Here is a 26,172-nt window from a genome sequence, read left to right on the forward strand (position 1 = left end):
GCAGGGAAAGCAAGGCCCGGCGCCTGGCCCGCATGCACGGGGAGTACCAGATCCTCTGTCTGGTCTTTCCCGAGGCTGTCTGCGCCTTGCACTTCCGCAACCCCTTCGAACTGCTGGTGGCCACGGTCCTGAGCGCCCAGACCACCGACAAGCGGGTCAACTCGGTGACCCCCGAACTCTTCGAGCGCTACCCCGACCCCGCAACCATGGCCCAGGCCCAGCCGGCCGAACTGGAGGCCATCATCCACCCGGTGGGCTTCTACCATGCCAAGGCCCGCCACCTCTTGGGGCTCTCCCTGATGCTGACCGAAGACTACGGCGGCAAGGTCCCCCAGACCATGGAGGAGCTGACCAGCCTGCCCGGCGTGGGGCGCAAGACCGCCAACGTGGTTCTGGGCAATGCCTTCAACATCCCCGGATTCCCGGTGGACACCCACGTCACCCGGGTCACCGGCCGCCTGCGCTGGCGGACCGACTGGCGCAGCGCCCATCCCGATCCAGTGAAGATCGAGCATGAGATCTGCGACTGTTTCCCGCCCGAGGACTGGACTAATCTGTCGCATAGGCTGATTCTGCTCGGCAGGGCCACCTGCCACGCCCGCAAGCCCGACTGCCTCCACTGCCCCCTGGCCGAGACATGTCCCAGCGCCGAGATCCTGGCTGGACCGGCCTCTCGGTAGAATCAAGACCATGGCACGCGGCAGACACACACAAATCAAGTCCGGAATCATCTTCTTCCTGGTACTGGCGGTCCTGACCGCGGGCACCTACATGGCCTGGCCGCTGGCGACAGGCCGAGGAGGCTGGCGGCTGCCCTGGGCACAGGAAGGTTCAGGCCGAATCGTGCACATCCGGGCCCGCCAGGCCCCCGTCTCCCTGGACATCCGCACCGAACCCGGACGCGCCACTGACCAGGCTCTGATGGGCAACGTCTACCAGACCCTGACCAGGCCCGACGCCAAAGGTCAGCCGACACCTGGCCTGGCCCAGAACTGGGAGGTCTCCGCAAACGGCCTGCTCTATACCTTCCATCTGCGCAATGACGCTCGTTTCGCCGATGGACGTCCCCTGACCTCGGAGGATGCCCTCTGGTCCCTGCACCAGATCATCGACCACCAATACCAGGGCTATCGGGACTTGAACGGACTGGCCAGGGTCACCAACCCCGATGATGCCACACTGGTAATCGGCCTGAAGAGCCCGAACGCCAGGCTGCTGACCGCACTGAGCGGTCGGGCGGGCATCGTCTACGACCGCCAGGCCCGGGTCAACTATTCCACTCGATCAGCTGGTTCGGGTCCCTACCAAGTGGACGACTGGCAACCGGGCACCAGCCTGACCCTGGCTGCCAACAAATCCTACCGAGGCCCAGACAGGCCCACCATTGGCAGGGTGATCTTCACCTATACCGGCAGCCCGCAAGGGACCATTAAGGATCTGGACCAGGGACGCCTGGACGCTGTAGTGGACATGGATCCCGCCACCGCCGCGCAGGCCCATAAGGCGCCGACCGTTACGCCCAGCACGGACAATGTGGTCTTGGCCTTCAACAACATAGCGACCAGCCCGCTGTCCGACCAACATATGCGCGAAGCCGTCCGCTACGCCCTGGACCGCCAGTCCCTTGCCAAACTGGAGAGAGGCGGAGCCAAGGCGCTGGGCGGACCGCTCAACCAGCTGAGCCCTGGCTACGATCCTGGCCTGCAGGCCTTCCCCTTCGACCGGGCCCAGGCGATTCATCGGTCCTCCTACTACCGCCCGTCCTTCTTTAAGAACGGTCTGCGTCTGGTGTATCCCCGCGAATTCGGCAGCCGGATGGGCGAGCTGATGTGCACACAACTCAAGGCAGCAGGCATCCCCACTCAGGTTTCCATGGTGGATCAGCCCACCTTCCGCGACCAGGTGCTCAACCGCCGCGACTACGACATGGCCCTGATGGTCATGGACAATGATGAAATCGACCGCTTCGCTGACCCCGACTCCACCATGCTCTTCGACAACGTTGATGTTCAGAACTCCTGGAAGCAGGTGGCGGACTGCACCGACCAGAACACCTATGCCGGGCGACTGCGGACCTTTGCCCGGCAGGTCAGCGACCTCTCCCCCAGCGACTGGCTTTATCAGCGTACGCCCCTGGTCCTCACCGCCCCCCGCCTCCAGGGCATGCCCAGCTCCCTGGTGGACCGCTATCTGCCCCTGTGGAACCTGCGCATCCAGGGGTGAAAGGCCGGCGCCCCTTGTCACTGTTCGTCCATAAAATGCTGGTATGTCTGCTGAACACCAAGGAATCGTCAATGCCCATCTGACCCCCCTGCCCGACAGGGTGGGCGTGGATGGCCTGGAGGAAAAGTGGTGCCGCGACTGGGATGAGTCCGGCGTCTACCGCTTCCGCAACACCCGCGAGCGCTCCGGCGTCTACTCTATCGACACCCCGCCGCCCACGGTTTCGGGGCATTTGCATGTGGGGCACGTCTTCTCATACACCCATACCGACGTGATCGCCCGGTTCAAGCGGATGCAGGGCTACGATGTCTTCTACCCCATGGGCTGGGACGACAACGGTCTGCCCACCGAACGACGGGTCCAGAACTATTACGGGGTCCGCGTGGACACCTCGCTCAAGTACGATCCGGACTTCAAGCCCCCCTTCCACGGGACCAAGGGCAAGAAGATCAGCGCTAAGGACCAGGTGCCCATCTCCCGTCAGAACTTCATCGAACTGTGCGAAGAACTGACCGCCGAGGACGAGAAGCTCTTCGAGCAGCTCTGGCGGTCGCTGGGCCTGTCAGTGGATTGGTCGCAGACCTACCACACCATCGGCGAGCATCCCCGCCGGGTGGCACAGAAGGCTTTCCTGCGGAACCTGGCCCGGGGCGAGGCCTACCAGAAGGAGGCCCCCGGACTCTGGGACGTGACCTTCCAGACCGCCGTGGCCCAGGCCGAGCTCGAGTCGCGCGAGTACGACGGCTTCTACCATCGGGTGGCCTTCCGGTTTGCGGACGGCACGCCAATATACATCGAGACCACCAGGCCTGAGCTGCTGGCGGCCTGCGGCGCCCTGATCGCCCACCCTGACGACAAGCGCTATCAGAAGTACTTCGGGCAGAAGGTATACTCCCCCCTGTTCAAGGTAGAGGTGCCCATTCTGGCCCACCCCGCCGCCGAGATGGACAAGGGCGCCGGCATCGCCATGTGCTGCACCTTCGGCGACGTAACCGACGTGCAGTGGTGGCGGGATCTGAACCTGCCCACCAGGTCCATCATCCAGCGCAACGGTCGAATCGTCATGGATGTGCCTGACTGGATCACCGATGAAGGCGGACGGCGAATCTTCAAGCAGACCGAAGGCAAGACCACCTTCTCAGCCCGCAAGATCATCGTGGACGCCCTGCGCGAGTCCGGCGACCTGGACGGCGAGCCCAAGCCCACCAAGCGCATGACCAACTTCTATGAGAAGGGCGACAAGCCCCTGGAGATCGTCACCTCCCGTCAATGGTATCTGCGCAACGGCGGCACTGACCAGAAACTGAACCAGGAGCTGCTGGAGCGCGGCAGAGAGCTCAACTTCCATCCGGACTTCATGCGGGTGCGTTACAACAACTGGGTCGAGGGCCTGAACGGCGATTGGCTGATTTCCCGCCAGCGCTTCTTCGGAGTTCCTTTCCCCCTCTGGTACCCGGTAAAGGAGAACGGCGAGACTGACTACGCCCATCCCATCACCCCGGCCGAGGACAGGCTCCCCATTGATCCCAGTACTGATGCGCCCGAAGGCTTCGAAGAGTCTCAGCGCGACCAGCCCAGCGGATTCACGGCCGAGAAGGACATCATGGACACCTGGGCCACCAGTTCCCTGACCCCTCAAATCGTGACCCACTGGGCCGAACCGAGCGAGAAAGACCAGGCCCTCTTCAACGCTACCTTCCCCATGGACCTGCGACCCCAGGGCCAGGACATCATCCGCACCTGGCTCTTCAGCTCCATAGACCGGGCGCACTTGGAGAACGGCTGCCTGCCCTGGAGCGACACCACCCTGTCGGGATGGATCCTGGACCCGGACCATAAGAAGATGAGCAAGTCCAAGGGCAATGTAGTAGTGCCGGATGAACCCATCAAAAAGTATGGCGCCGATGCCGTGCGCTACTGGGCATCCTGCGCCCGGCTGGGTCTGGACGCCACCTATGATGAGGGGCAGATGAAGATAGGCCGCCGTCTGGCTGTCAAACTTCTCAACGCCGTCAAGTTCGCCCTGGCCATCGGCCGCGAGGACGAGAACCATAAGGTCACCCAGGCAGCGGAGACCACCTGGAATCCTGCCGACGTCACGGTCCCGCTGGATCGCGCGGTCCTGGCCGGCCTTGCAAGGGTGATCGACCAGGCCACCAAGGCCCTGGAATCCTACGAGCACTCCAAGGCCCTGGAGGTGACCGAATCCTTCTTCTGGGACTTCTGCGACAACTACATCGAGCTGGCCAAGAACCGGGCCTACGGAACTGCTGACGCCACAGGCAGGATCCCCGATGATGCCCAGGTGCTGAGCGCCCGCACGACCCTGGGGCTGGTCCTGGATGCGCTTGACCGTCTTCTGGCCCCCTTCCTGCCCTTCGCCACCGAGGAGGCATGGCAGTGGATGCACCAGGGGGACGGTTCAGTTCACCGGGCCTCCTGGCCTCACCCGGAAACATACCTGGCTGCCGCCCAGGGCCAGGACCCAGCCCTTCTGGCCTGGGCAGGAAACGCCCTGGCATCCCTGCGGCGAATCAAGTCAGAGGCCAAGGTCTCCATGAGGACCCCTATCCTCTCCGCATCTCTCAGCGTGGCACCGGAGGGCCTGGAAGCTGTGAAGAACGCTTTGGAAGATATAGCCGAAGCAGGCAGGGTCACTGGAAACCTGAAACTGGCCGAGGAAGCCAACCAGCCCGAAGGGATGGGATCCGCCGAGGATGAGACCGGCATCCGTGTGACTGCCAGCCAGTTGGGCGAGCCTCCGGCCAAGAAGCCTCGCAAGTAGGCTCCAGGATTCGCAAGGCAACCGAAGCGATTCGGCCCTGGCCACCCGCCGCCGCCCTGAAGACATCGTCGTCTCCAGGGCGGCCATCATAACAATCCGCGATGCCGAGCGTATGATTGCCGCTCGCACAAGAGACGGAACACAATCCTTACATCCTCGGCCCTTCCTTAAACCGCGACTTGCAGCATACAGGAACAACAGGATTGATCAGCGTTCATCCCTGTTCCATTGTCAAGGGTCGGGTCAGCTGCAGGCTGCCCTGCAGCGGTGCAAGAGCCTGAATACGACACCCCGATCCTGCCATTGATTGCAATGCTAAGGTTGAACGTGTATAGGGGCTTTAATCGGTGTACATCGACGCAGTTTTGGGCCTTGGCCTGGGGAGTCGGCACACTGGGAGAAGGAAGATTCAAGTGGGGAAAGATCATGGCATCCGCAGACTGATGGCATTGACGGCTATGGTTGGGCTGGCGCTGGTCGGAGCATCAACGGGGGCGTACGCATCCACCGACGAGATGGCGCCGGCGCCTACCGCGGGGAGCAGCGGCACGGCTGAGGACGGAGCGCCCTCCCCCGGACAATACAGCAACATGGGCCCAGGCAGGGCGGCGGAGGCAAGGGCCCTGACCCCAACAGCCTGGCCGTCTCCGCTGGCCAGCGGCAATCCTTCCCCGCTCAAGGCCCTCCAACCATTCAGCGGAAAAGGGGCGGACGAATCGTTCAAGGACAGGCCGCGCGGAGACAAGCCATCCCGAACTATGGATTCATCATCGTATGCCATCACCTTCGATCCGGACGGAGGCTCGCAGGCTCCCGGCTCACCAGCCTTGAACCAGTCGGTAACCGCAGGTCATCTGGCATCCCCTCCCTCCGTCACCAAGTCGGGCTGCCTCTTTGACGGCTGGTTCCTGAAAGATTCCAAGGTGGCCTACGACTTCGGCAAGCCGGTCACCGGCCCGCAGTCGCTTACAGCCCACTGGTCATCGATCAAAGATGGCCGGTGGACAACAGCCGACGCCAGCGGCGAAGACACAGGGGGCTCCGCAATCACCCTGACTCCGCCCAAGCCCCGAGGGGTCAGATTCGCACAGGTCAGCGCCGGACACGACCACACCCTTGCCGTGGGTTCAGACGGCCACATCTACGCCTGGGGCGACAACAGCAAGGGCGAACTCGGCAACGGCACCCTCACCAATGCAGACACACCGGTGCGGATAACTGACAATGCAGCCATACAAGGCAAGACCTTCATAGCCGTCAGCGCAGGAACCACATTCTCCATGGCCCTGGCCTCTGACGGGACGGTCTACACCTGGGGCAACAACAGCCGCGGCGAACTCGGCAATGGCTCCACCACGGACTCCGCCGAACCGGTGAAGGCAAACCTCAGGACTACAATCACCGCCGTCAGCGCCGGGTACTGGCATGCCATGGCTCTGGCCTCGGATGGCACGATCTACACCTGGGGGGACAACGAATACGGCCAGCTCGGCAATGGGATGTCTGGCGTCAACGCCAACCCCACGCCCGCCGCGGTCCATTCGCCATCCGGCATCACCTTCGCAGTCATCAGCGCCGGATACGATTTCCAAACGGCATTGGACAGCCAGGGCCATGCCTATGCCTGGGGCCGCAACCAGGGAGGCCAGCTGGCCAACGGAACAGCTGGCAACGCAGCCAGCGGCATCTACACGCCCACACGCATTCTTAAAGACCAGAACGGAACCGAGGATGACACTGTCTATACCGACATCGATGCAGGGTATCTGCATGTCCTGGCGCTGAGCAAGGCGGGCGGGGTGTATTTCTGGGGCTATCCGCTGACCAAGGGAAGCGACACCGATGTCGACAGCGTTCATGCCTTTCACCCCAGCCAGATCAGTCTGCCTGCGGGGACAGCGGCACCTACCGCAGTCAGCGCCGGCGATTTCTCCTCTGCGGTGATCGACTCTGCGGGCAGCCTGTATATGCTCGGCAGCAATTCCAGCGGTCAGCTGGGCGACGGAACGACAAGCCCCAAATCAACCATGACCAAGGTGAGCCTGACGGGCGCCACAGTCGCTGCATTCGATGTCTGCCGACACAGCCTGGCCATCGGCTCCGACGGACTCCCCTACAGCTGGGGGGAGGCAAGGAACGGCAAACTTGGAGAAGGCGACAATGGGCCTGCGTCCGGCCCGCAGACCAAACCTACACTGGTCAGCCCCCCTCAGATAGACCTGTCCAAGCTGAGCTTCGGCAAAACCGATGTAGCCAAGACCGACAGCAGCACCCCGATCAGCCGAGCCTCGGACGACACATGGAGCGCGAATGGCCAATGGACGGTCACCACCCCTCACCACACTTACGGAACCACCAAGATCAAAATCAATGATGGGCAATGGGCCATCGGAGGCGCAAAACAGCAGGGGCAAGTCATCGCCGACTATACTTTCACACCCACTGCGCAGAAGATCGTCTTTGATTCGGACGGAGGCTCACAGGCCTCCAATCAATCCGTAACTGCAGGCCAGCTTGCTTCGCCCCCCACCGTGACCAAGTCAGGCTGCGTCTTCGACGGCTGGTTCGTCGAAGACGCCGATGGCAGCTCCAGGGTGGCCTACGACTTCAGCAAGCCGGTCACCAGACCACTGAACCTGAAAGCCCATTGGTCATCGTCGAATGCCGAATGGAAAACAGCGGACGCCCTCCACGGCGATGACACCGGGGGCTCCACAATCACCCTGACTCCCCCAAAACCCAAGGGGGTACGGTTCGCGCAGGTCAGCACAGGCCGCTACCACACCCTGGCCGTGGGCTCTGACGGGCACGTGTATGCCTGGGGAAGCCAGGCCAGCGGAACCCTGGGCAACGGCAAGGACACTGGCACGGCGGCAACACCAGTGCGGATCACCGATAATGATGCCATAAAAGGAAAGACCTTCACAGCCGTCAGTGCAGGTGATGCCTACTCCATGGCCCTGGCCTCAGACGGCACGGTCTACACTTGGGGCAGCAACGGCAAGGGGCAGCTCGGCAACGGCTCCGCCGAGGATTATTCCACCGAACCAACAAGGGCAAAGACGGGCGATGCCGAAATCACCGCCATCAGCGCAGGACGAACCTACGCCATGGCCCTGTCCAAGGACGGAACGGTCTACACATGGGGTGACAACCAACGGGGTCAACTCGGCAACGGCAGTTCGGACAACGACAGTCACCCCTCGCCCGCCAAGGTAACGTCGCTGTCCGGCATCACCGCCATCAGCGCAGGCTTCACCACCAGCACAGCGCTGGACAGTCAGGGCCATGCCTGGTCCTGGGGCGAAAACAGCAGGGGACAGCTCGGCGACGGCACCATCAATGACAGCCCAACGCCGGCACGTGTCCGAGACCTGGCCACAGGACAGCATGACGACCGGTTCTATATAGCCATCAGCGCTGGCTATCAGCATGTGCTGGCACTGGATACCGACCATGATGTCTACGGCTGGGGTTCCGGCACCGCAATCGGCCACTCTGCAGATACCAATGAAAGCGTGAAGGGATCTGTCGAAGTCAGCTTCGGCAGCGACGCTGTCAACATCACCGCCATCAGCGCCGGCGACGATGGATCCGAGGCTATAGATGACAGCGGAAGGATCTATACCTGGGGCAAAAAGGCCTACGGTCAGCTGGGCAACGGCTCAAGCCAAGAAGCAGCATGGCAGATCAGCCCGACTGCCATTGTCTTGGCTCAGTCTGTGAAAGCCAGCTCCGTATCCACCTCCAGCCATCACCAGACAGCCATTGGGTCCGACGGATTGCTCTACACCTGGGGATACAGCTACTACAACCAGCTCGGACGAGACTCATCCTCCACACGGCCCGGCACCACGCAACCGCCGCAAATCACTCTCACCAAGGTCGTCTTCGGCAACATGGCGAGCGGTGCCCGGCCGGCCAAGGAGCTGGCCCAGAGAGGCAGAGACACTTGGAATGACAATCAGGACTGGACTTTTACTACGCCCGCCTACCCGTACGGCCCCACCAGCTTCACCATCACCTGGAACATCGCCGGGGATTCCGGGGGCTCAAAGCAGACACAGCGATTCAGCTACACCTTCGATCCGGTCGATAAGCTCATTGCGCTCGAGCCAGCCGGAGGCACCGGAGCGGCATGGACAAGCAAGAACATCAAGGAAGGAGAATTGGTGCCTCGGCAAACCCTGGCCAAGGCAGGCTTCCAGTTCGACGGCTGGTTCGTCAAAGACGCCGATGGCAGCTCCAGGGTGGCCTACGACTTCAGCAAGCCGGTCACCAGCCCGCTGACCCTGGTCGCACACTGGACACATTCAGCCCGGATGACTGTCGACCCGGCCGGCAACCCGTCCACTGGCGGATACCAGGTCAGCATCACTCCACCTCCGCAGCGCGGCATCCGCTTCGCCCAGGTCAGCACGGGCAAGAACCATTCTCTGGCCGTCGGCAGCGACGGGAACGCCTACGCCTGGGGGAGCAACAGCAATGGACAGCTCGGCAACGGCACCACAGACAGCAGCAAGGTGCCCGTCCTAGTGAGGAAACCAGCCGATACCGACGAGGATTTCACCTACACCCAGGTAAGCGCCGGATATGGATTCTCACTGGCCGTCGGCAGCGACGGGAACGCCTACGCCTGGGGGAGCAACAGCAATGGACAGCTCGGCAACGGCACCACAGACAGCAGCAAGGTGCCCGTCCTAGTGAGGAAACCAGCCGATACCGACGAGGATTTCACCTACACCCAGGTAAGCGCGGGGGGATACCATTCCTTGGCTATTGGAAAGAATCATCAGGTCTACGCCTGGGGTGACAGGAGCAACGGCGGTCAGGTGGGCGACGGCAAGACGACAGGGAATGCCCCATCCCCCGTATCGGTGAATGTAGGCAATGGCGCCAGCGGCTTTCACGCCAGACAGATCAGTGCAGGATACCAGCACTCCCTGGCCATCGACATGAGCGGACAAGTCTACGCCTGGGGATACGGCAATAGCGGCAGGCTGGGCAACAGTGCACAGGCGTCAAAGGCTGCTCCCACATCCGTATCCTCACCCCTGGAATACGGGGACGGGTCAGCAGGCTTCTTTGCCACCCAAGTCAGCGCAGGAGGCTCCCACTCGCTGGCCATTGGCAGAGACGGCAAGGCCTACGCCTGGGGCGCAAATACAGACGGCCGCCTCGGCACAGGAGACACCAACGATGCCGCCGTGCCGACCTTGGTGGCCGACCCCGACGGAAGCAGCGATGGTTTCAGCCCCATCCAGGTCAGCGCAGGAGGATGGTTCTGCCTGGGAATCGACGGCGGAGGACGGATCTACAGCTGGGGAAACAACGGTCAGAACGCCTTGGGCAATGTCTCCATCGCGGGGCCGATCAGCAGAATCCCTGTTCAAGTGGCGAACGCAGACAGCAACACCACTCGGATCAGCGCAGGCGAACGACAGGCCCTGGTCATCAACTCAGACGGCAAGACCTACGCCTGGGGAGACAACAACGGCGAACAGCTGGGCGTCGGTTCCGACGCAGCCAGCATCAAAGCGGCCACGCTGGTTTGCCCGCCCCAGTTCACAGTAAGTGCAGTCACGGTCGGAACGGATCCGCATACCACAAAGGTTCTCGAGCTGAAGCGGAACGGCGGAGCGGACACATGGGAATCCAGAAATGTCTGGACCTTCTACGCACCGGCATTCAAGGCAGGCACGACAACGGTCAACATCACCTGGAACATAGGCCAGGGCAGTCCGGAGACCGAGAGGCTGACCTTCACTTATAGGGATATTTTGCCGCTGACCGGCAGTCGGGGTCTGCTCGTCATACTGTTTGTCGGACTATTCGTGACGGCAACAGTCCTGGCGGCAAGGCAGCAGCATCAGGAAGCCGCGGGTCCGACCACGGTTGGCATTTGACAAGAGCAGGTCCCTGAGGGGGGGGTTCTCCTGGCACTTGCTGGTAAGACGAACCTGTCTTGCTCTCGGTACTGTGGCCGAGGGCACAGGAGCTCGCCCATGTCCACAGCCATCATCGCATGATGGGCCCTTTCAGCGTGGACCAACCTGGCCGGCCAGCCGTTCGTGACACCGCTTGGCGGCATCGGCCACCAGATGAAGATAGGCCTCGGCCAGATCCGGGTCCAGTCCGTAATCATCAGCCTTGTCTCGCAAGACCGCCACCTGGGCGGCCTCACGATGCAGATCCGCCGAAGCGAACCCCGCTCGGGCTTTAAGAAGCCCAATGCGACGCGTCACTCTGGACCGTTCAGCCAGCATGGCAATAATGGCAGCATCAATGGTGTCCACATCAGCACGCAGCTCTGCCACCTGGCGGGCGGCTTCGGCCTTGGCTCCCCCCTTCCGCGCCTGATCATCGATCACCGTTTCCACATTCGCTTCGCTCATAGGTCACCAGTCTAATCAAACGCTTCAGACGACCATCCTCAGCCGCTCCTCCTTTCCGAGACCGGCCTTGACTCGGCATGCGGATCACACAGGCTCCAGGAGGATGCTCATCCGCGCACGCCCACCGATGCAGGTGCCGAATGCGCGGCAGAGGAATTCCTTAACATATGAAGATGGCCGCACCCGCCGCCTCACGGCGCTTGTCAGTCTTTGTCGCAGCCTGATCGCCTGCAGGATCAACCGGTCGAACTGCAACCGCAGTCCATGAGCCCACTCCAGCTAAGGCCGTCAGGCAAAAAGCCGAAAATCACAGCAGACAGAATCCGAATGGGCCAAACCGTTGAAAGGTACCGTTGCCTTGCATCACTGCATATACGCTGGGCCCCATCCGCGAAATGAGTCGCGGATGGGGCCCAGCGGGCGAATCAGTCATCAGGCCCGAGTCACTTCTGAGCCAGCATGGACTGGTTGATGGCTGCCAGGAAGTCTCGGTTGGTGGCGGTCTTCTTCAGTCTGGGCACCAGAGTCTGGTAGGCCTGCTCGGTCTCCATGCCACCCAGGAGACGACGCAGCCGGTAGACTACAGCCAGTTCCTCGGGCGCGGTGATCAGCTCTTCGCGCCGGGTGCCGGAGGCATTGATGTCGATGGCGGGGAACATGCGCTTGTCAGCCAGATCCCGGGTCAGCCTAAGCTCCATGTTGCCTGTGCCCTTGAACTCCTCGAAGATGACCTCGTCCATCTTGGATCCGGTCTCCACCAGGGCCGAAGAGATGATGGTCAAGGAGCCGCCGTTCTCGATGTTGCGGGCGGCGCCGAAGAAGCGCTTGGGCGGATAGAGGGCCTGCGCGTCCACGCCGCCGGAGAGGATGCGGCCGGAGGCGGGGGCCGAGATGTTGTAGGCGCGGGCCAGGCGGGTCATGGAATCCAGAAGGACCACCACATCCTGCCCCAGCTCCACCAGCCGTTTGGCCCGTTCGATGGCCAGCTCGGCCACGGTGGTGTGATCGCTGGCGGGGCGGTCGAAGGTGGAGGAGATGACCTCGCCCTGAACCGTGCGTTCCATGTCAGTGACCTCCTCGGGCCGCTCGTCCACCAGGACCACCATCAGGTGCACCTCTGGGTTGTTGGCGGTGATGGAGTTGGCGATGGACTGCAGGGTCAGGGTCTTGCCAGCCTTGGGAGGCGAAACTATCAGGCCGCGCTGGCCCTTGCCGATAGGGGCGACGATGTCGATCAGACGACCGGTGATGTTCTTGGGCTGGGTCTCCATCCGCATGCGCTCCTGCGGGTAGAGGGGGGTCAGCTTGTTGAAGTGAGGGCGCCCTGCAGCGTCCTCCACGCTCATGCCGTTGATGGTGTCGATGGCCTGCAGAGGAACGAACTTCTGCCGTTGGTTGCGATGCTCACCCTCGCGGGGGGGTCGGATGGAGCCATGCACGGCATCGCCCTTGCGCAGGCCGTACTTCTTGACCTGGCCCATGGAGATGTAGACGTCGTTTGGGCCGGGCAGGTAGCCGGATGTGCGCACGAAGGCGTAGGAGTCCAGCACATCCACAATGCCTGCCACGGGGACCAGGTCCTCGGGCTTGAAGTTCTCCCTGGGCTCATAGTCACGATCCCGGCCGCTGCTGCGATGGTTGTTGCGGTTGCGACGGTCGTTGCGATCGTTGCGATCGCCCCGGTTCCGGCGATCATAGCCGTTGTGACGGTAGTCATGCCCTTCCTCGCCGCGATCCTCGTAGCTGCGCCGACGAGGGCGGTCATTCCGTGAGGGCAGAGCTGCCAGAATGTCGTCCAAATTGCGCACTGAGCCGGAGCCTTCGCGCTCCTCGCCATGCTCACGCTCGCTCCGGCTGCGGTTGGTGTGAGAGCCTCGAGATGAATCCGTGTTGCGGTGACGGCGACGGGATATGACCACGTTCTCCTCATCGGCCACGGTATGGGGGAATCGGTTCCGGCGCTCGCTATTATGGCCGCTCTTATGATCGTCAATGCCCAAAACATCGAAGAGGTCTCCGACAGGACGACCGTCCTTGGATTCCTCGGATTCCCTGGTATCGGTGATCTCCTGTCCGCCTTCTGCGGCGGGCTTTGCCTCCTGCCCTGTCGGCTGCTGCTGATCAGCGGCCTGGCCCCCCTTAGCCACGGCAGCCGCAGCCTTGGGCTTACCAACGGTTACTCCCTCAGGGGCCTTGCCGCCCGAGCGTGCCGCCTCGATCGTCTCGATCAGGACCGGCTTGCGCATGCCGGAAATACCGCGCAACCCCAGCTGCCTGGCCAATTCCTTGAGTTCGGGCAGCTTCATGGAATGAATATCTTGGCTTGTTGCCACTGTTGTAATGCCTTTCCTTCGCTATGCCTAATTAGGCTAGGCAAATAGCTTGAGAATAGTGCGGGGGTACCGCTCATGAAAATTCGATGCCAACTCGGCTTATCGAACTTCCATCAGCCTACAACGTGCGGCCGACCGGCGCAAGAATCGGCCCGCGTGTCCAGAAATTCATGGGTAAGCCTCTAGACTGAGCATATGAATAACCGATCATCTCTGCGTGAGCAACGGCGGAGCGAATTCGTAACCACCGCCATGCGGGTCTTCGACCGGAAAGGCGCTGCAAACACCTCCCTGCGCGACGTAATCCGCGCCATGAACCACGGCAAGGGCGTGGGCATGAGCGTTTTTTATTACTACTTCAAATCCAAGGACGACCTGGTAGATGCCTGCGCACGCACCTACCTGGCCTCCTACGTGGACCATGTAGTCGACATTCTGCAGGACCCAGACTTGAGCGTTCAAGAGGCGCTGGACGACATTTGCCCGCATCTGATAAGGGCCATCTGGAAGATGGATGTTATCTTCGCGGACAAAGCCAACTGGTACAACTACCTGAGTACCAACAGCAATGTGATGGAGGGCTTCGTCAGGCAAATCATCGACCCCTTGACCAAGGCCCTGGACCGCTGGCTGGATCAGGGCGGCCTGCCGCAGACCCAGCTGATCCAAACAGCCGGCACCCGCAGTGTGGCCTGGCTGATGGCCGAAGGGCTATCGTCCATCGTCAGCAATGGCAGAAGGGCGGCAGGTCACCCGCACATCAGAGAGGTGGTCCGCCAACGTGTCCGCGAGAGCGTGGCCTTCTTCTCGCAGCTGCTGGGCCTGCCCCTGAAAGCACCCGCCATTGCCCTGTCGTAAATGACAAAGCCCCCAACCATACGGTCGGAGGCTTAAAGGAAACGAAGGCCGAAGTCTGCCTACTTCTCCTCGTGGTAGGACTTCTCGGTGTTGACGTTCCAGACGTTGGTCTTGTCGGCACGCCCCGATCTGATGTTGGCCACGGCCTCCATGGATGTGGCCATGGAGTGGTCCTGGTTGTTGTAGTGGTGCTGCCCGTTGCGGCCCACGCAGTAAAGGTTGCCAAAGGAATCCAGCCACTTGACCAGCTCCGGCATCTGGGCGTAGGTGTCGAAGTAGGCCGGGTAGGCCTTGAAAACCCTCTCCCGGTGCGAGTCCAGCACGTCGGCGGATCCGTTGATGATGCCCATCCGCGTCAGCTCCTTGACGGCGAAGTCAGTGGTCTCCTGATCGCTCATGCTCCAGAAGTCATCACCCTCCTTGCAGAAGTACTCCAGGCCGATCCAGACGGTGCTGTCCACATTCTTGACCATGTAGGGACTCCAGTTGTTGAAGATCTGGATGCGGCCCATCTTGTAGCCGGGATCCTGCACGTAGATCCAGCAGTCGGGAACGATGGGCGGGTCGCCCAGGGTCTTGATGGAGGTGGTGTTGCGGATGCGCAGGTGACGGACCAGCAGGCCAACGGTCACGAAGTCGCGGTAGGGCAGGCCCTGAGCCACTCTGACCATCTCCTTGTCGGTGGACGGCTCCTCGTGGGCAATGGCCTCCACCAGGTCCTTGATGGGCATGGAGGAGATGATCTGGTCAGCCTGCAGGGTCACCTCCTTGCCATCAGCATTGCGATAGATCACACCAGTCATGTGGCCGTCTTGCTGAGTCAGTCCTATCACACGTGCATCGGTGATCACGTGGACTCCATGCTCCACATTGCGACGCTCCACGGTTTCCCAGAGTTGCCCTGGACCCAGCTTGGGGTACCAGAACTCCTCGATCAGGCTGGTCTCGACCTGGTGGGCATCGCGCTTCTTGGGCAGCAGCTTTTGGAAGGCGTTCTTGAGCACGCCCATGATGCTGAGCCCTTTGACCCGCTGGGCACCCCAGTCGGCGCTGATCTCGCGGGGGTGGCGGCCCCAAAGCTTTTCGGTGTAGCCCTCGAAGAACATGGAGTAAAGCTTGCGACCGAACCGGTTGATATAGAAGTTCTCCAGGTTGTCCTCTGGCAGCTTGTGGACGACGGACTTCAGGTAGCTGAATCCGGCCTGCATGGTCAGCTTGAAACCCATGGCCTTGAGGGTGTTTGCGGACAAGGAGATGGGATAGTCGAAGAAGTGGTGGTTCCAATAAATCCTGGAGACTCGGTGACGCTTGAGCATGACCCGGTCGGTCTTCTCCGGGTCGGGGCCGCCGGGCTCCAGGTCGTGGTGGCGGCCAAGTTTTTTATCGTCATAGGAGGGTGCGCCCTGCAGAGGCAGGACATCCTTCCACCAGTCCATAATCCGGTCATCCTTGGAGAAGAACCGATGGCCGCCGATGTCCATGCGGTTGCCGTTGTGTCGAACCGTGCGGGAGATGCCGCCGAATTGCTCAGTGGCTTCCAAAACGGTGACATCATATTGTTTATCGCCGCCGTCCTTGACCAGTTCCCATGCCGCCGTCAAGCCGGCCGGACCACCGCCGATGACGACTACAGACTGCCTGTGCTCCATGCCATCCTCCTGAAAACATATAAAATCATTATTACTGTACCCGGGCCTTTCAGAAACCCAAGTTTCCAATCGACTTCCCACACGAATTCCCACCATTGCGTGGAACAAACGTGATGATGCTCGCCCTAGCGCGTCGTTTAGCCCAGCGAATCGGGAATATCGATGTCCGTCTTCTGCACTTCCTCCACATTGACATCCTTGAAGGTGACGATGCGGACGTTCTTGACGAATCGGCTGGACCGGTAAACATCCCAGACCCAGGCATCGGTCAGCCGGACGTCAAAGTAGACGTCCTGCCCAGCGGATCGGACGTTGAAGTCCACCTTGTTGGCCAGGTAGAACCGCCGCTCGGTCTCGACCACGTAGGTGAACAGCTTGATCACGTCCCGATACTCGCGGTACAAGGCAAGTTCGGCGTTGGTCTCGTAGTTGTCGAGATCCTCAGCACTCATCGACTACCTCCATTCTCGCGATCGCGGCCATGGCCGAGCGTACGCCACCAGGCACGTTTGGATCGCTTGGCTTCAGCCGACCCGTAGGCCCAATCCGAGGCCGTGCGCTCCTCGCCAGAATGCTCGGCGACGAATTCTTGAGAACCGGACACCTCCTCCGCATCCTCAGCGTCCTTCTGACCAGGGACCGCCTTCTCATCATTCCTGCTATCGGGTCCTGCATGGTCTTCAGCAGACTTTTCTGAATGCGGGCCACTCTTCGGAGTCAGATTGGTCCGGTCACCCGACGTCTGCGAATCCTGAGCTGCCGAAGTGGACTCTGCAGACTCGGGCTCACTTATGCCGCCATCCTCATCTGCGACGTATCCGTGTGCAACAAGAGCCTCAGCCACACCGGGATTTTCCCGGATGACATGCATGCCGAAAGCATTCAGAGAACGGATGGGATCGTACTCGTCGACCAAGGCGTCCATGACGATCTGATCCTGATACTTGCCGTTCTCGGCATCCCAGAGCGCATCACGGGCGGTGCCCGAAATCATGAATCCCAAAGACTGGTAGACGGAGATTGAACGCGTGTTTTTCTCTGGCACAGCCACCCAGATCCGGTGCAGGCCCAAACCCATAGGAGCAGCCGCGTACCCGTAGGTCATGATTCTGGGCATGGCATCCCGGGAGTAACCGCGCCCACGGAAATGCCTGCCCAGGACCACCTGGATCCTGGCCGAGCGGGACCAGCCATCCACGTCGATCAGGAAGATCATGCCAATGACGCCCTTGGTGTCATTGGCATCGGGCGAACCATCCTGGTCGGTGTCCGCATCAGTGACCATAGCCCAGGCCAGGGTGCGGCGGGACTCTGGATCGCCCACGCCCGAATCACGGGCAGCCAGACCCTTGGACCAGGACACCGACCGATGCACCCAGGCGTTGACCACGGCCCGTTCGGCACTGGGCCCCTTGCCGGTGATGCCGGTGGAATTGTAGAAGGCCTCTAGCTGATCCATTGCCGTCAGATCGGCGATGACCGCCGGGCGCAGGTGCAGCATCTCGCCACGGATATAGGGGATCTCGATCCGGTCGGGCAGCTGTCTGCACGCCACGTCGTCAGGTCTCTCGGTTTGCGTTTGCGGTCGGTCATTGCCCCTGCCGCTCATAGACATCACGTCACCTCCATGATCGCCACCTTGCGATGGCAATCAATTGTAATCCCTCGCCCCTGGGAAAACCACGAGAAGCCGGGCAGGTCCGCCGGTCCGAACCCGCTGGAACCAGGCGGACCGGGCCTGATCAGGACTGAGCGATGCGCTCCATGACGATCTTGCTGACTGCCTTGGCATCGGCTTGACCCTTGGTGGCCCGCATGACAGCTCCGATAATAGCGCCCATGGGCTTCATATTGCCGCCCTTGAGCTTGGCCACGATGTCCGGGTTGTCCTTGAGGGCCTGATCGACGGCTGCATCCAGGGCCCCGTCGTCCGAAACTACCTGGTAACCGTGCTTCTTGACAACCTCGGCAGGTTTGCCCTCGCCGGCCAACACGCCGGAGACGGTCTGTTTGGCCAGCTTGTCGTTGAGCTTGCCGTCAGCGATCAGCTGTTCCACATCAGCCACATCCTGAGCCGAGATGGGCAGCTCCTGCAGGCTGACACCACGAGCGTTGGCCTCGCGGGAAATCTCGCCCAGCCACCACTTGCGGGCTCCGACGGCCGTGGCACCGGCTTTGACCGTATCCTCGATCAGATCCACGGCATCGGCATTGACCGCGTCCTGCATCTGCCGGTCGGTGAAGTCCCACTCCTTCTTGAGACGGGCGCGGCGTTCGCGCGGCATCTCAGGCATCTGAGCCTTAAGCTCATCGATATGGTCCTTGGTGACATGAACCATGACCAGGTCAGGATCCGGGAAGTAGCGGTAATCGTTGGCATCGGTCTTGACCCGGCCGCCGGCAGTGGTCTGTGTGGACTCATCCCAGTGGCGGGTCTCCTGCAGCACCTCCCCACCGGACTCCAGGAGAGCCGCCTGACGGCGGATCTCATAGGTCAGGGTCTTCTCGATGCCCTTAAAGGTGTTGACATTCTTGGTCTCTGACCGGGTTCCCAGAGGGGCATCCGGCCCTGCGTGCAGGGAGACGTTGACGTCGGCACGCATGTTGCCCTGCTCCATTCGAGCGTGGGAGATGCCCAGGGCCCGGACGATGTCTCTGATGGCCCGGACATAGGCCCCGGCCACCTCGGGGGTACGCGCCCCGGCGCCCTCGATTGGCTTGGTCACAATCTCGACCAGGGGAACGCCGGCACGGTTGTAGTCCACCAGGGAGTGGTCGGCACCCTCGATACGGCCGTCGGCTCCGCCCACGTGGGTGTTCTTGCCGGCGTCGTCCTCCACATGGGCCCGCTCGATGGGCACACGGAAGATGCTGCCGTCGTCCAGCTCCACGTCCAGATAACCCTCGCCGTTCAGGGGCTTGTCATACTGGGAGATCTGATAGTCGCGGGGCATGTCCGGATAGAAGTAGTTCTTCCTGGCGAACTGGCTCCACTCGTTGACCTTGCAGTGCAGAGCCAGGCCAAGCTTGACCGCATAGTCGATGGCGGTCTTGTTGACCACGGGCAGGCTGCCGGGCAGGCCCAGGGAAACCGGGGTCAGCTGGGTGTTGGGCTCGCCGCCGAACTCGATATGGGCCGGGCAGAAGAGCTTCGTGTTGGTGCAGAGCTCGACATGGACCTCCAGGCCGAACACCGGGTCGTACTTGGCCACGGCATCGGCGTACTTCATCAGTTTTTCAGCCATTGTGATTCCGTTTCCTTCCGATGCCTACTTGGTCGAATCCTGAGCCAGGCCATCCAGCCAGGGAGTGGACAGCTTCTTGGAGATGGGCCCGCCCCACTGCTCCTCCAGGGCCGCCTCAAGAGCGGCGGCAGGCCGGTACATGACCTCGTCGCGCATCTGGGGGGCAAAGAACTGGAAGCCGACAGGCAGCCCGTCGTCGCTGAGCCCGGCGGGAATCGACATGGCCGGAGTGCCGGCCAGGTTGGCCGGAATGGTGGCCACATCGTTCAGATACATGGCCAGCGGGTCGTCCATCTTCTCACCGAAACGGAAGGCCGTGGTCGGCGAAGTGGGCGATACCAGCACGTCGGCCTGCTCGAAAGCCTTCTCGAAGTCGCGGATGACCAGGGTGCGGACTTTCTGTGCCGAGCCGTACCAGGCGTCGTAGTAGCCGGCAGACAGGGCGTAGATGCCCAGGATGATCCTGCGCTTGACCTCGTCGCCGAACCCGGCTTCCCGGGTGGCAGCCATCATGTTGGCAGCCGTCTGGGGGACGCCTTCAGAGGGCATGACCCGCAGGCCGTAGCGCATGCCATCGTAACGGGCCAGGTTGGAGGAGACCTCCGAGGGCATGATGATGTAGTAGGCGGCCAGCGCGTAGGGGAAGTGCGGGCAAGAGACCTGGACCACCTCGGCGCCCATGGACTCCAGCAGCGAGACGGCCTCGTTGAAGCGGGCCTCGACGCCGAGCTGGTAACCCTCGCCGCCCAGCTCCTTGACCAGACCCACCTTGAGGCCCTTCAGATCGCGCTTCTGGCCCTGTCGAGCAGCCTGGGCCAGAGGGGGAACCGGCTTGGGAATGGAGGTGGAATCTCGGCGGTCATAGCCACCGATGACCTCCTGCAGCAGGGCCGCATCCAGCACTGACCGGGAGACTGGACCGATCTGATCCAGGGATGAGGCCATAGCGATGGCCCCGAACCGCGAGACGCCGCCATAGGTGGGTTTGACGCCCACAGTGCCGGTCAGGGATCCGGGCTGGCGAATGGACCCGCCGGTGTCGGTGCCCAGGGCCAGTGGAGCCTCGAAGGCGCCGACAGCCGAGGCCGAGCCGCCGCCCGAGCCGCCCGGAACCCGCTCGGTATCCCAAGGATTATGTGTGGGCTTGAAGGCCGAGTGCTCAGTGGAGGATCCCTGGGCGAACTCGTCCAGGTTGGTCTTGCCCAGAATGGGCATCCCTGCGGCCTTGAGCTTCTTGATAACGGTAGCGTCGTAGGGCGGCACCCATCCCTCGAGAATCTTGGAAGCGGCCGTTGTGGGAATGCCCTTGGTGACGATCATGTCCTTGATGGCAATGGGAACGCCAGCCAGTTCCGGCAGCCCTTCGTCGCCTTCATGGGCCAGGCGCTGATCGAAGGCATCAGCCTGTTCCAGGGCCTGGTCGGCGTTGACCTGCAGAAACGCATCAATGCTGGGCTCGGCAGCTTCAATCACGTCCAGATGAGCCTGAACCAGCTCACGGCTGGAGACCTGCCCCGACCGCAGCTGCGCGGCCATGTCGGAGGCGGATTGCTTGACCAATTCTTCCTGTGCGCTCATCTTCTCACTCCTCACCCAGAATGCGCGGGGCCACGAACATGCCCGATTCGGTGACCGGTGCCCCCGAAAGGGCAGCCTCCTGGGTCAGCGGTTCCTCAGCCTCATCGGGACGCAGGTAGGCCTCCAGAGGAATGGGATTGGCAGTGGGGGGCACGTCGTCGCCGGCCACCTCCTGAACCTTGGTAATGGAATCGGCGATCACGTTGAGTTCGCCCCTGAGGCGGTCGGCCTCCTGATCGGTCAAGGCAATCCGGGCCAAATCGCCCAAGTGCTTGATCTCTTCACGTGTAAAAGTTGGCATACCACTTATCATATGGGTGCTCTATGACACGCAGAAGGCAGGGTCAACCGATGTCTGCGCGCCTAAAGACCAGGGTTCCCAGAGCACAGCATAGGGCCGTCCAGACCATCATGATCAGGCCCGCCTGCCACCAGGTGGGCCACCATCCGCGACCAGCCTCCACCGCCTGTCCCAGACCACAAAGGAAAGTACTCAGCAGGCTGGTTGGGGTCAGTCTGAAAGGGATCTGCAGCCAGCCGGCATGAGAGTTCAAACCCTGCATGAGGCCCAGAATCAGTGGCAGGGCCAAAGTCAGCCCTAGGAACATGCCAATCCCGCCGACCTTGGATCGGCTCAAGGCCCCCAGACCCAGGCCCATCAAAGCAAAGAGGATCAGCATGAGCGGACCGCCCAGCAAATCAATCAGAGCAAGCCCGGGCTTGTAAGCGGGCAAGACCCCCGATCTGCCTGGCAGAAGCAGGGTCGCCAGGATCCAGCTGAGCAGCAGGCCCACCTGTGCCGCCAACCATGTCAACAAGGCCAAGGCAAGACCTTTGGCCGTCAGGACCATGCCCCGACGAGGATTGGCCGTCAGCGTGCTCTCAATGGTGGCGTCGGAAAACTCGCGCGTAAGGACCAGAATCCCCAGAATGCCCGCCACGATCATGCCCGGAAACAGGCCGAAAGCGACGGCCGACCAGAAGACGTCACTGGACGCAGGCAACAGGTGAGCCGGAAGGCGATCGGTCTGCCAGCCCAGGCCAGCCATGGCCCGGGTCCCGCAGGCCATCAGACCGGTGCTCAACGGCTGCAACAGCATGACGATCAGAAGCAAGACCCAGGTCGATCGCAGGGAGAGCATCTTGCGCAGCTCCCCTCGAACCGCCCCGAAAAAGGTCAGCTGGCCGCACGGACGACGTGAATCCAGGAAGGACAGCCCTGAGGTTCGACGCAGCCGAGTGAAAGCGGAGCCATGCCGTGGAGTTGCGTTATCAGGCCCTGAGGGTACCTCTCGCAAACTCCGGCGGAATCGACGGCCGCTGCCGGCACTCATGGCCGTGCATCCCTTCTGCCGTGGATGATGTCCTTGTAGGCCTGTTCCAAGGAAACCTCCTCCGGCTGGAAGTCGTAGAGAACTACTCCCTCCTGGGCCAGAATCGAAGCTGTCGAAGCCAGGGGCGCACCCTGGATGCGGAAGCGTGCGGCATCTGGCGGACAGCTCTCATCCGGCTGCAGACGGGTGATGCTGATTCCGGCGGCCGTGGCCAGGGCGGCCTTTAATTGGTCGGGCTGAGGCGTCACCGCATATATGGAGTCTCGGGAGTGCTCACCGATGAACCGGGCCACGGTCGTTCTCTCCAGGATCCTTCCCTTAGCAATGATGACCAGATCGTCGGCGATTTGAGCCACTTCGTTGATCTTACGGGAGCTTAGGAGGACTGCCCTGCCCTGTGAGGCGAGGCCACGCCACATTTCCCTCACCCGCTCGGTTCCCTCCGAAGCCAGGCCGTCAAGGAACTCATCCAGAACCAGGTTGTGCGGGTCGCCCAGAAGGGCGGCGGCCAAAGTCAGCCGCTGACTCATTCCCAGAGAAAGGGACCCCGTCGGCCTGTCGGCGACCGATTGCAGGCCGACCATCTCAAGCACCTGGTCCACCCGACGGTGATCAATACCACTGATCGCGGCCAGGGCCAGCAGGTGGTCCCTGGCCTTGCAAGCGGGGTGGGCATTGCGTGGATTCAGTACCGCTCCCGCTGTCCGCATGGGCGATGAGAGCCGGACGAAGGGCCGACCATCGAACAAGGCCTTGCCTGCGTCAGGGCGAACCAGTCCCAGAGCAATGCGCAGTGTGGTCGACTTGCCAGCGCCTTTAGGCCCCACAAATCCGGTCACCCGACCGTCCCTAGCCGTGAAGGAGACGCGGTTCAGTGCCTTGCGGGAGCCAAAGCGCTTGGTCAGCGAGTCGACGACAATCATGGCAGAGGCCCCTGGTCTGACTGATCTGCCACCCTGGCATGCTGACGGATCCAGGAGTGCATGGCCACGGCAGCTGCAGCCCCGGCGTTGATGGAGCGCACCGATCCGAACTGGGAGATGTAGACCACATCGTCTGCCAGCTCCAAGGCCTTCTCGGACAGCCCCGGACCCTCAGCGCCGAACATGAGCAGGCAACGACGGGGAAAGTGATAGGTCTCCATGGGGACAGCCCCGGGAACGTTGTCGATGGCGATCATACGGGGCACGGACTCCCCCCGCCCGGCCGCCTCTTCTTGCAGGGTGGCCGTCATGGTTGCTATGTCGGGGTCGTGGACCACATGCTGGTAGAGCTCGGTCATCAATGAGCCCTTGCGATTCCATTTGTGAGGACCGACTATATGGACGCGGCGAGCAGCGAAGGCGTTGGCGGTTCGGACCATGGAGCCGATATTGAAGTCGTGGGTCCAATTTTCCACAGCCACCTCGAAATCATGACGGCCTCGGCGATCCAGGTCGTCCCGAATGGCCTCGACCTTCCAATAGCGGTACCGGTCCAGGACGTTACGACGATCCCCCTGCTCCAGCAGTTCGAGGTCATAGCGCGGGTCCATCGGCATGGGCTGCTCAGGATGCTCTTCCTGCCAGGGACCGACCCCCACCTGCCGGAAAACCGGCTCATCTGAGGCCATGGCCGCTCGGGTCACTGGATTCGGTTCTCTCATGATCGCTCCGGAGAGTCGTCGGCCGCACCGACGAGTTGATCCTCCTGATAGGCACAGATGAAAGGCAGCCGCTGCCGGGAGCCGTCCACCGGATCGACCACCTGAATGCCGCCATCGGTCCGGCCGCCCACCAGCGAGGCGATAGCCAGCGTCTTGGCACCCTGACGCTGGATGATCCCGCAGTCAAGATTGAGTTCGTTGTTCTTGCCCAAGGTAACCAGTGACGAGGTCTGCACGTAGGATTTCCGGCCCAGCCAGGCATCCAGCAGGATAACCCGCCTGCCTTCGATGGATGGGCCCTTGATGGAGGGGTAGACGAAATCCATAACGAAGGCGTCCAGATCCTGCCCGCGCGAGGCCGCGGCATGAAGCATGGCATCAGCCAGCGGCACGGCAGCTGCTGTCAGAGCCCCAACCGCGTCGAAGTCGTCGACTGAATAACCCGCATCCTCCAAGGTGTCCAGAAGAACATGACCGGCAAGTTCAGCCCCACGATGATGAAAAGTGACCCCGCTCAGCTCAGTGAAGGGACGCCCGCCAATCTCCTGGGCCAGGAGTTCACGCAGCTGATCGACCGGCTCAGGCAGGTCCGCGTCGGATTCGCGCCCGACCAAATCAGGCGACCCAGTGGGCCTGAAGGATGAACCCTCTTGTCTCTTCGTTGCCTCGTTCATGCTTATCAGACTAGCGCCCGAGGTCCCTAAGCGGCACTTACCGCCCTTGGTCAGGCAAAGCTTCCGGCGCGGTAAGCTCCCTGATATTGCCCTTGTCTGAATCGATCATGTCGACCGAGTCGATGACCTTGGAGGGATCCATCTGCTGCAGCTTGCGGGCTGTGACCAGAACGCGCGACTCCAAAGAGGAAGCGAACTTGTTGTAGGCGGTCACCGTGGCAGTGATGGAACGGCCCAGTCTGTTGGCCCGATCGCCCAGAACCACAAAGCGGTCATAGAGCTCGTGGGTCAACGTGAAGAGGGTGCGAGCGTCCTCGGACAGGTTCTGCTGCTGCCAGGCATAGGCTACCGACTTGAGCACAGCCCAGAGGGTTACCGGCGAGGTCAGGGCCACCTTTTGGGCAAAGGCGTCATCCATCAGGGTAGGGTCCACCTCCAGGGCGGCCTGCAGAAGGGAGTCGTTGGGGATGAAGGCCACCACGAAGTCCGGGGCCGTTTCGAAGGCGTTCCAGTACTCCTTGTCCGCCAGGGCCTTGACGTGCTCGCGCAGGGCCCGGGCATGCGCCTTGAGCAGTTCGTCCCGGCGGCGCAGCTCATCATCCGAAGCAGTGTCGGGGATCTCGCAGGCCCGCTGGTAGTCGGAATAGGGGGCCTTGGCATCGATAGGAATGGTCTTGCCACCGGGCAGGTGAACCACCATGTCGGGACGCAGGACGCGACCATCCGAGGCGGTGACCACCACCTGGGTGTCGAAGTCCACATGCTCCAAGAGCCCCGCCGACTCGACGATATTCCTGAGCTGAGCCTCACCCCATGCGCCGCGCACCTTGTTGTTGCGTAGGGCCGAAGCCAGGGAGCTGGTCTCCTTGTCCAGTCTCCCCTGCTGCTCGCCCAGACTCTTCAGCTGCTGTCCCAAGGAGCCCATCTCCTGCTTGCGGCCCTCCTCGATCTGGGCCACCTTATGCTGGAGGGCATCCAAATTCTTTTGCACGGGGGCCAGAGCCGAGAGCACCTTGCTCTCCTCCTCCATGCTCTCTGCCTGCCTGCGCCGCTTCTCCTCCTCCTGAGCCTGGGCGCGGCGGCGCTCCTGCTCGATTCTGATCTGCTCCGCCTGCTGGGCCTGGGCCAGCTGGGACTTGACAAAGGAGAGCTCGCGGTTCAGACCGTCCACCTTGGTCCGTGCCTCGACCAGGGCCGCATCGGATCCATGGAGCTGTTCCTGGGCCTGATCCAGCTGAGCGCGCAGTTCATCCACCTGGCCGTCGGACCCCATGCCGACGGCCCTCCGGCCCTGGGTGCGACCCAGCACATACCCTGCCAATCCCCCCAGGACTATACCGATCAGCAGGAGAAGCACCACCATGACCACTGATGACGTAGAATCGAACATATGTTCTAGTTAACCTCAAGCACTGGACCCGAAAACCAGGTTGCCGGCGATAATTCGAGAATT

General features: G+C 61.9%; 18 protein-coding genes. 5 read left to right on the forward strand and 13 right to left on the reverse strand.

Annotated elements, in window-relative coordinates; translation table 11 throughout:
• Nucleotides 1–32 precede the first annotated feature (32 nt).
• The 4 genes from nth (at nucleotide 33) to GYM67_RS08240 (ending at nucleotide 10,914) form a co-directional block, all read left to right on the forward strand.
• Nucleotides 33–680 (forward strand): endonuclease III, encoded by a 648-nt coding sequence (gene nth / locus GYM67_RS08225; protein WP_220237474.1) that lies wholly within the window; start codon nucleotides 33–35, stop codon nucleotides 678–680.
• A gap of 10 nt (nucleotides 681–690) precedes the next feature.
• The gene (locus GYM67_RS08230) at nucleotides 691–2,223 is read left to right on the forward strand and encodes an ABC transporter substrate-binding protein (protein WP_220236404.1); all 1,533 of its coding nucleotides are present in this window, start codon (nucleotides 691–693) and stop codon (nucleotides 2,221–2,223) included.
• A 43-nt stretch (nucleotides 2,224–2,266) separates the two neighbouring features.
• Complete coding sequence (valS, locus tag GYM67_RS08235) at nucleotides 2,267–5,008, forward strand: valine--tRNA ligase (protein WP_220236405.1); 2,742 nt, start codon at nucleotides 2,267–2,269, stop codon at nucleotides 5,006–5,008.
• Between the two features lie 413 nt (nucleotides 5,009–5,421).
• On the forward strand, nucleotides 5,422–10,914 hold the full coding sequence (locus GYM67_RS08240; RefSeq protein ID WP_220236406.1) for an RCC1 domain-containing protein: 5,493 nt from the start codon (nucleotides 5,422–5,424) through the stop codon (nucleotides 10,912–10,914).
• Between the two features lie 132 nt (nucleotides 10,915–11,046).
• Here the strand turns inward: GYM67_RS08240 and GYM67_RS08245 are convergent, their stop codons facing one another.
• Both GYM67_RS08245 and rho read right to left on the reverse strand, forming a co-directional pair.
• Nucleotides 11,047–11,403, reverse strand: coding sequence for a chorismate mutase (locus tag GYM67_RS08245; RefSeq protein ID WP_220236407.1), 357 nt, complete (start codon nucleotides 11,401–11,403; stop codon nucleotides 11,047–11,049).
• A 443-nt stretch (nucleotides 11,404–11,846) separates the two neighbouring features.
• On the reverse strand, nucleotides 11,847–13,709 hold the full coding sequence (rho, locus tag GYM67_RS08250) for a transcription termination factor Rho (RefSeq protein ID WP_396020012.1): 1,863 nt from the start codon (nucleotides 13,707–13,709) through the stop codon (nucleotides 11,847–11,849).
• Nucleotides 13,710–13,931: 222 nt separating this feature from the next.
• Here rho and GYM67_RS08255 point away from each other — a divergent pair, with 222 nt between their 5' ends.
• Nucleotides 13,932–14,594, forward strand: a complete 663-nt coding sequence (locus GYM67_RS08255; RefSeq protein ID WP_220236409.1) for a TetR/AcrR family transcriptional regulator — start codon at nucleotides 13,932–13,934, stop codon at nucleotides 14,592–14,594.
• A gap of 59 nt (nucleotides 14,595–14,653) precedes the next feature.
• Here the strand turns inward: GYM67_RS08255 and GYM67_RS08260 are convergent, their stop codons facing one another.
• From GYM67_RS08260 to GYM67_RS08310, 11 genes are all read right to left on the reverse strand, one after another.
• Nucleotides 14,654–16,243, reverse strand: a complete 1,590-nt coding sequence (locus GYM67_RS08260) for an NAD(P)/FAD-dependent oxidoreductase (RefSeq protein ID WP_220236410.1) — start codon at nucleotides 16,241–16,243, stop codon at nucleotides 14,654–14,656.
• Nucleotides 16,244–16,380: 137 nt separating this feature from the next.
• On the reverse strand, nucleotides 16,381–16,695 hold the full coding sequence (locus tag GYM67_RS08265; protein WP_015022511.1) for a DUF2469 domain-containing protein: 315 nt from the start codon (nucleotides 16,693–16,695) through the stop codon (nucleotides 16,381–16,383).
• Nucleotides 16,692–17,744 carry a GNAT family N-acetyltransferase gene (locus GYM67_RS08270; RefSeq protein ID WP_258561609.1) on the reverse strand — a complete coding sequence of 351 codons (1,053 nt, stop codon included), beginning with the start codon at nucleotides 17,742–17,744 and terminating at the stop codon, nucleotides 16,692–16,694. Before GYM67_RS08270 ends, GYM67_RS08265 begins: the two co-directional genes overlap by 4 nt.
• Nucleotides 17,745–17,985: 241 nt before the next feature.
• Nucleotides 17,986–19,488, reverse strand: coding sequence for an Asp-tRNA(Asn)/Glu-tRNA(Gln) amidotransferase subunit GatB (gene gatB / locus GYM67_RS08275; protein ID WP_220236412.1), 1,503 nt, complete (start codon nucleotides 19,486–19,488; stop codon nucleotides 17,986–17,988).
• A 24-nt stretch (nucleotides 19,489–19,512) separates the two neighbouring features.
• On the reverse strand, nucleotides 19,513–21,066 hold the full coding sequence (gatA, locus tag GYM67_RS08280; RefSeq protein ID WP_220236413.1) for an Asp-tRNA(Asn)/Glu-tRNA(Gln) amidotransferase subunit GatA: 1,554 nt from the start codon (nucleotides 21,064–21,066) through the stop codon (nucleotides 19,513–19,515).
• 4 nt (nucleotides 21,067–21,070) lie between these two features.
• Nucleotides 21,071–21,367, reverse strand: a complete 297-nt coding sequence (gatC, locus tag GYM67_RS08285; RefSeq protein WP_220236414.1) for an Asp-tRNA(Asn)/Glu-tRNA(Gln) amidotransferase subunit GatC — start codon at nucleotides 21,365–21,367, stop codon at nucleotides 21,071–21,073.
• A gap of 43 nt (nucleotides 21,368–21,410) precedes the next feature.
• Nucleotides 21,411–22,400, reverse strand: a complete 990-nt coding sequence (locus GYM67_RS08290; protein WP_220236415.1) for an ABC transporter permease subunit — start codon at nucleotides 22,398–22,400, stop codon at nucleotides 21,411–21,413.
• The gene (locus GYM67_RS08295) at nucleotides 22,397–23,323 is read right to left on the reverse strand and encodes an ATP-binding cassette domain-containing protein (protein WP_220236416.1); all 927 of its coding nucleotides are present in this window, start codon (nucleotides 23,321–23,323) and stop codon (nucleotides 22,397–22,399) included. The genes GYM67_RS08290 and GYM67_RS08295 overlap by 4 nt, the downstream gene beginning before the upstream one ends.
• The gene (locus GYM67_RS08300; RefSeq protein WP_220236417.1) at nucleotides 23,320–24,045 is read right to left on the reverse strand and encodes a TrmH family RNA methyltransferase; all 726 of its coding nucleotides are present in this window, start codon (nucleotides 24,043–24,045) and stop codon (nucleotides 23,320–23,322) included. The genes GYM67_RS08295 and GYM67_RS08300 overlap by 4 nt, the downstream gene beginning before the upstream one ends.
• Complete coding sequence (locus tag GYM67_RS08305) at nucleotides 24,042–24,719, reverse strand: type I phosphoribosyltransferase (protein ID WP_220236418.1); 678 nt, start codon at nucleotides 24,717–24,719, stop codon at nucleotides 24,042–24,044. Before GYM67_RS08305 ends, GYM67_RS08300 begins: the two co-directional genes overlap by 4 nt.
• A 37-nt stretch (nucleotides 24,720–24,756) precedes the next feature.
• Nucleotides 24,757–26,109: a DNA recombination protein RmuC gene (locus GYM67_RS08310; RefSeq protein ID WP_220236419.1), complete on the reverse strand. Its 1,353-nt coding sequence runs from the start codon at nucleotides 26,107–26,109 to the stop codon at nucleotides 24,757–24,759.
• Nucleotides 26,110–26,172 lie beyond the last annotated feature (63 nt).

The organism is Bifidobacterium asteroides (assembly GCF_019469425.1).
Classification (GTDB): Bacteria; Actinomycetota; Actinomycetes; order Actinomycetales; family Bifidobacteriaceae; genus Bombiscardovia; species Bombiscardovia asteroides_I.

Bases quoted from the DNA above. Each gene is read 5' to 3' on its own strand.
- GYM67_RS08265 (WP_015022511.1), bottom strand. From the start codon at position 16,695: ATGAGTGCTGAGGATCTCGACAACTACGAGACCAACGCCGAACTTGCC.
- GYM67_RS08230 (WP_220236404.1), top strand. From the start codon at position 691: ATGGCACGCGGCAGACACACACAAATCAAGTCCGGAATCATCTTCTTC.
- GYM67_RS08295 (WP_220236416.1), bottom strand. From the start codon at position 23,323: ATGATTGTCGTCGACTCGCTGACCAAGCGCTTTGGCTCCCGCAAGGCA.
- GYM67_RS08290 (WP_220236415.1), bottom strand. From the start codon at position 22,400: ATGAGTGCCGGCAGCGGCCGTCGATTCCGCCGGAGTTTGCGAGAGGTA.
- GYM67_RS08270 (WP_258561609.1), bottom strand. From the start codon at position 17,744: ATGCTGCACCTGCGCCCGGCGGTCATCGCCGATCTGACGGCAATGGAT.
- GYM67_RS08245 (WP_220236407.1), bottom strand. From the start codon at position 11,403: ATGAGCGAAGCGAATGTGGAAACGGTGATCGATGATCAGGCGCGGAAG.
- gatC (WP_220236414.1), bottom strand. From the start codon at position 21,367: ATGCCAACTTTTACACGTGAAGAGATCAAGCACTTGGGCGATTTGGCC.
- GYM67_RS08260 (WP_220236410.1), bottom strand. From the start codon at position 16,243: ATGGAGCACAGGCAGTCTGTAGTCGTCATCGGCGGTGGTCCGGCCGGC.
- GYM67_RS08300 (WP_220236417.1), bottom strand. From the start codon at position 24,045: ATGAGAGAACCGAATCCAGTGACCCGAGCGGCCATGGCCTCAGATGAG.
- GYM67_RS08310 (WP_220236419.1), bottom strand. From the start codon at position 26,109: ATGTTCGATTCTACGTCATCAGTGGTCATGGTGGTGCTTCTCCTGCTG.
- valS (WP_220236405.1), top strand. From the start codon at position 2,267: ATGTCTGCTGAACACCAAGGAATCGTCAATGCCCATCTGACCCCCCTG.
- rho (WP_396020012.1), bottom strand. From the start codon at position 13,709: ATGAAGCTGCCCGAACTCAAGGAATTGGCCAGGCAGCTGGGGTTGCGC.
- nth (WP_220237474.1), top strand. From the start codon at position 33: ATGCACGGGGAGTACCAGATCCTCTGTCTGGTCTTTCCCGAGGCTGTC.
- gatA (WP_220236413.1), bottom strand. From the start codon at position 21,066: ATGAGCGCACAGGAAGAATTGGTCAAGCAATCCGCCTCCGACATGGCC.
- GYM67_RS08255 (WP_220236409.1), top strand. From the start codon at position 13,932: ATGAATAACCGATCATCTCTGCGTGAGCAACGGCGGAGCGAATTCGTA.
- GYM67_RS08305 (WP_220236418.1), bottom strand. From the start codon at position 24,719: ATGAACGAGGCAACGAAGAGACAAGAGGGTTCATCCTTCAGGCCCACT.
- gatB (WP_220236412.1), bottom strand. From the start codon at position 19,488: ATGGCTGAAAAACTGATGAAGTACGCCGATGCCGTGGCCAAGTACGAC.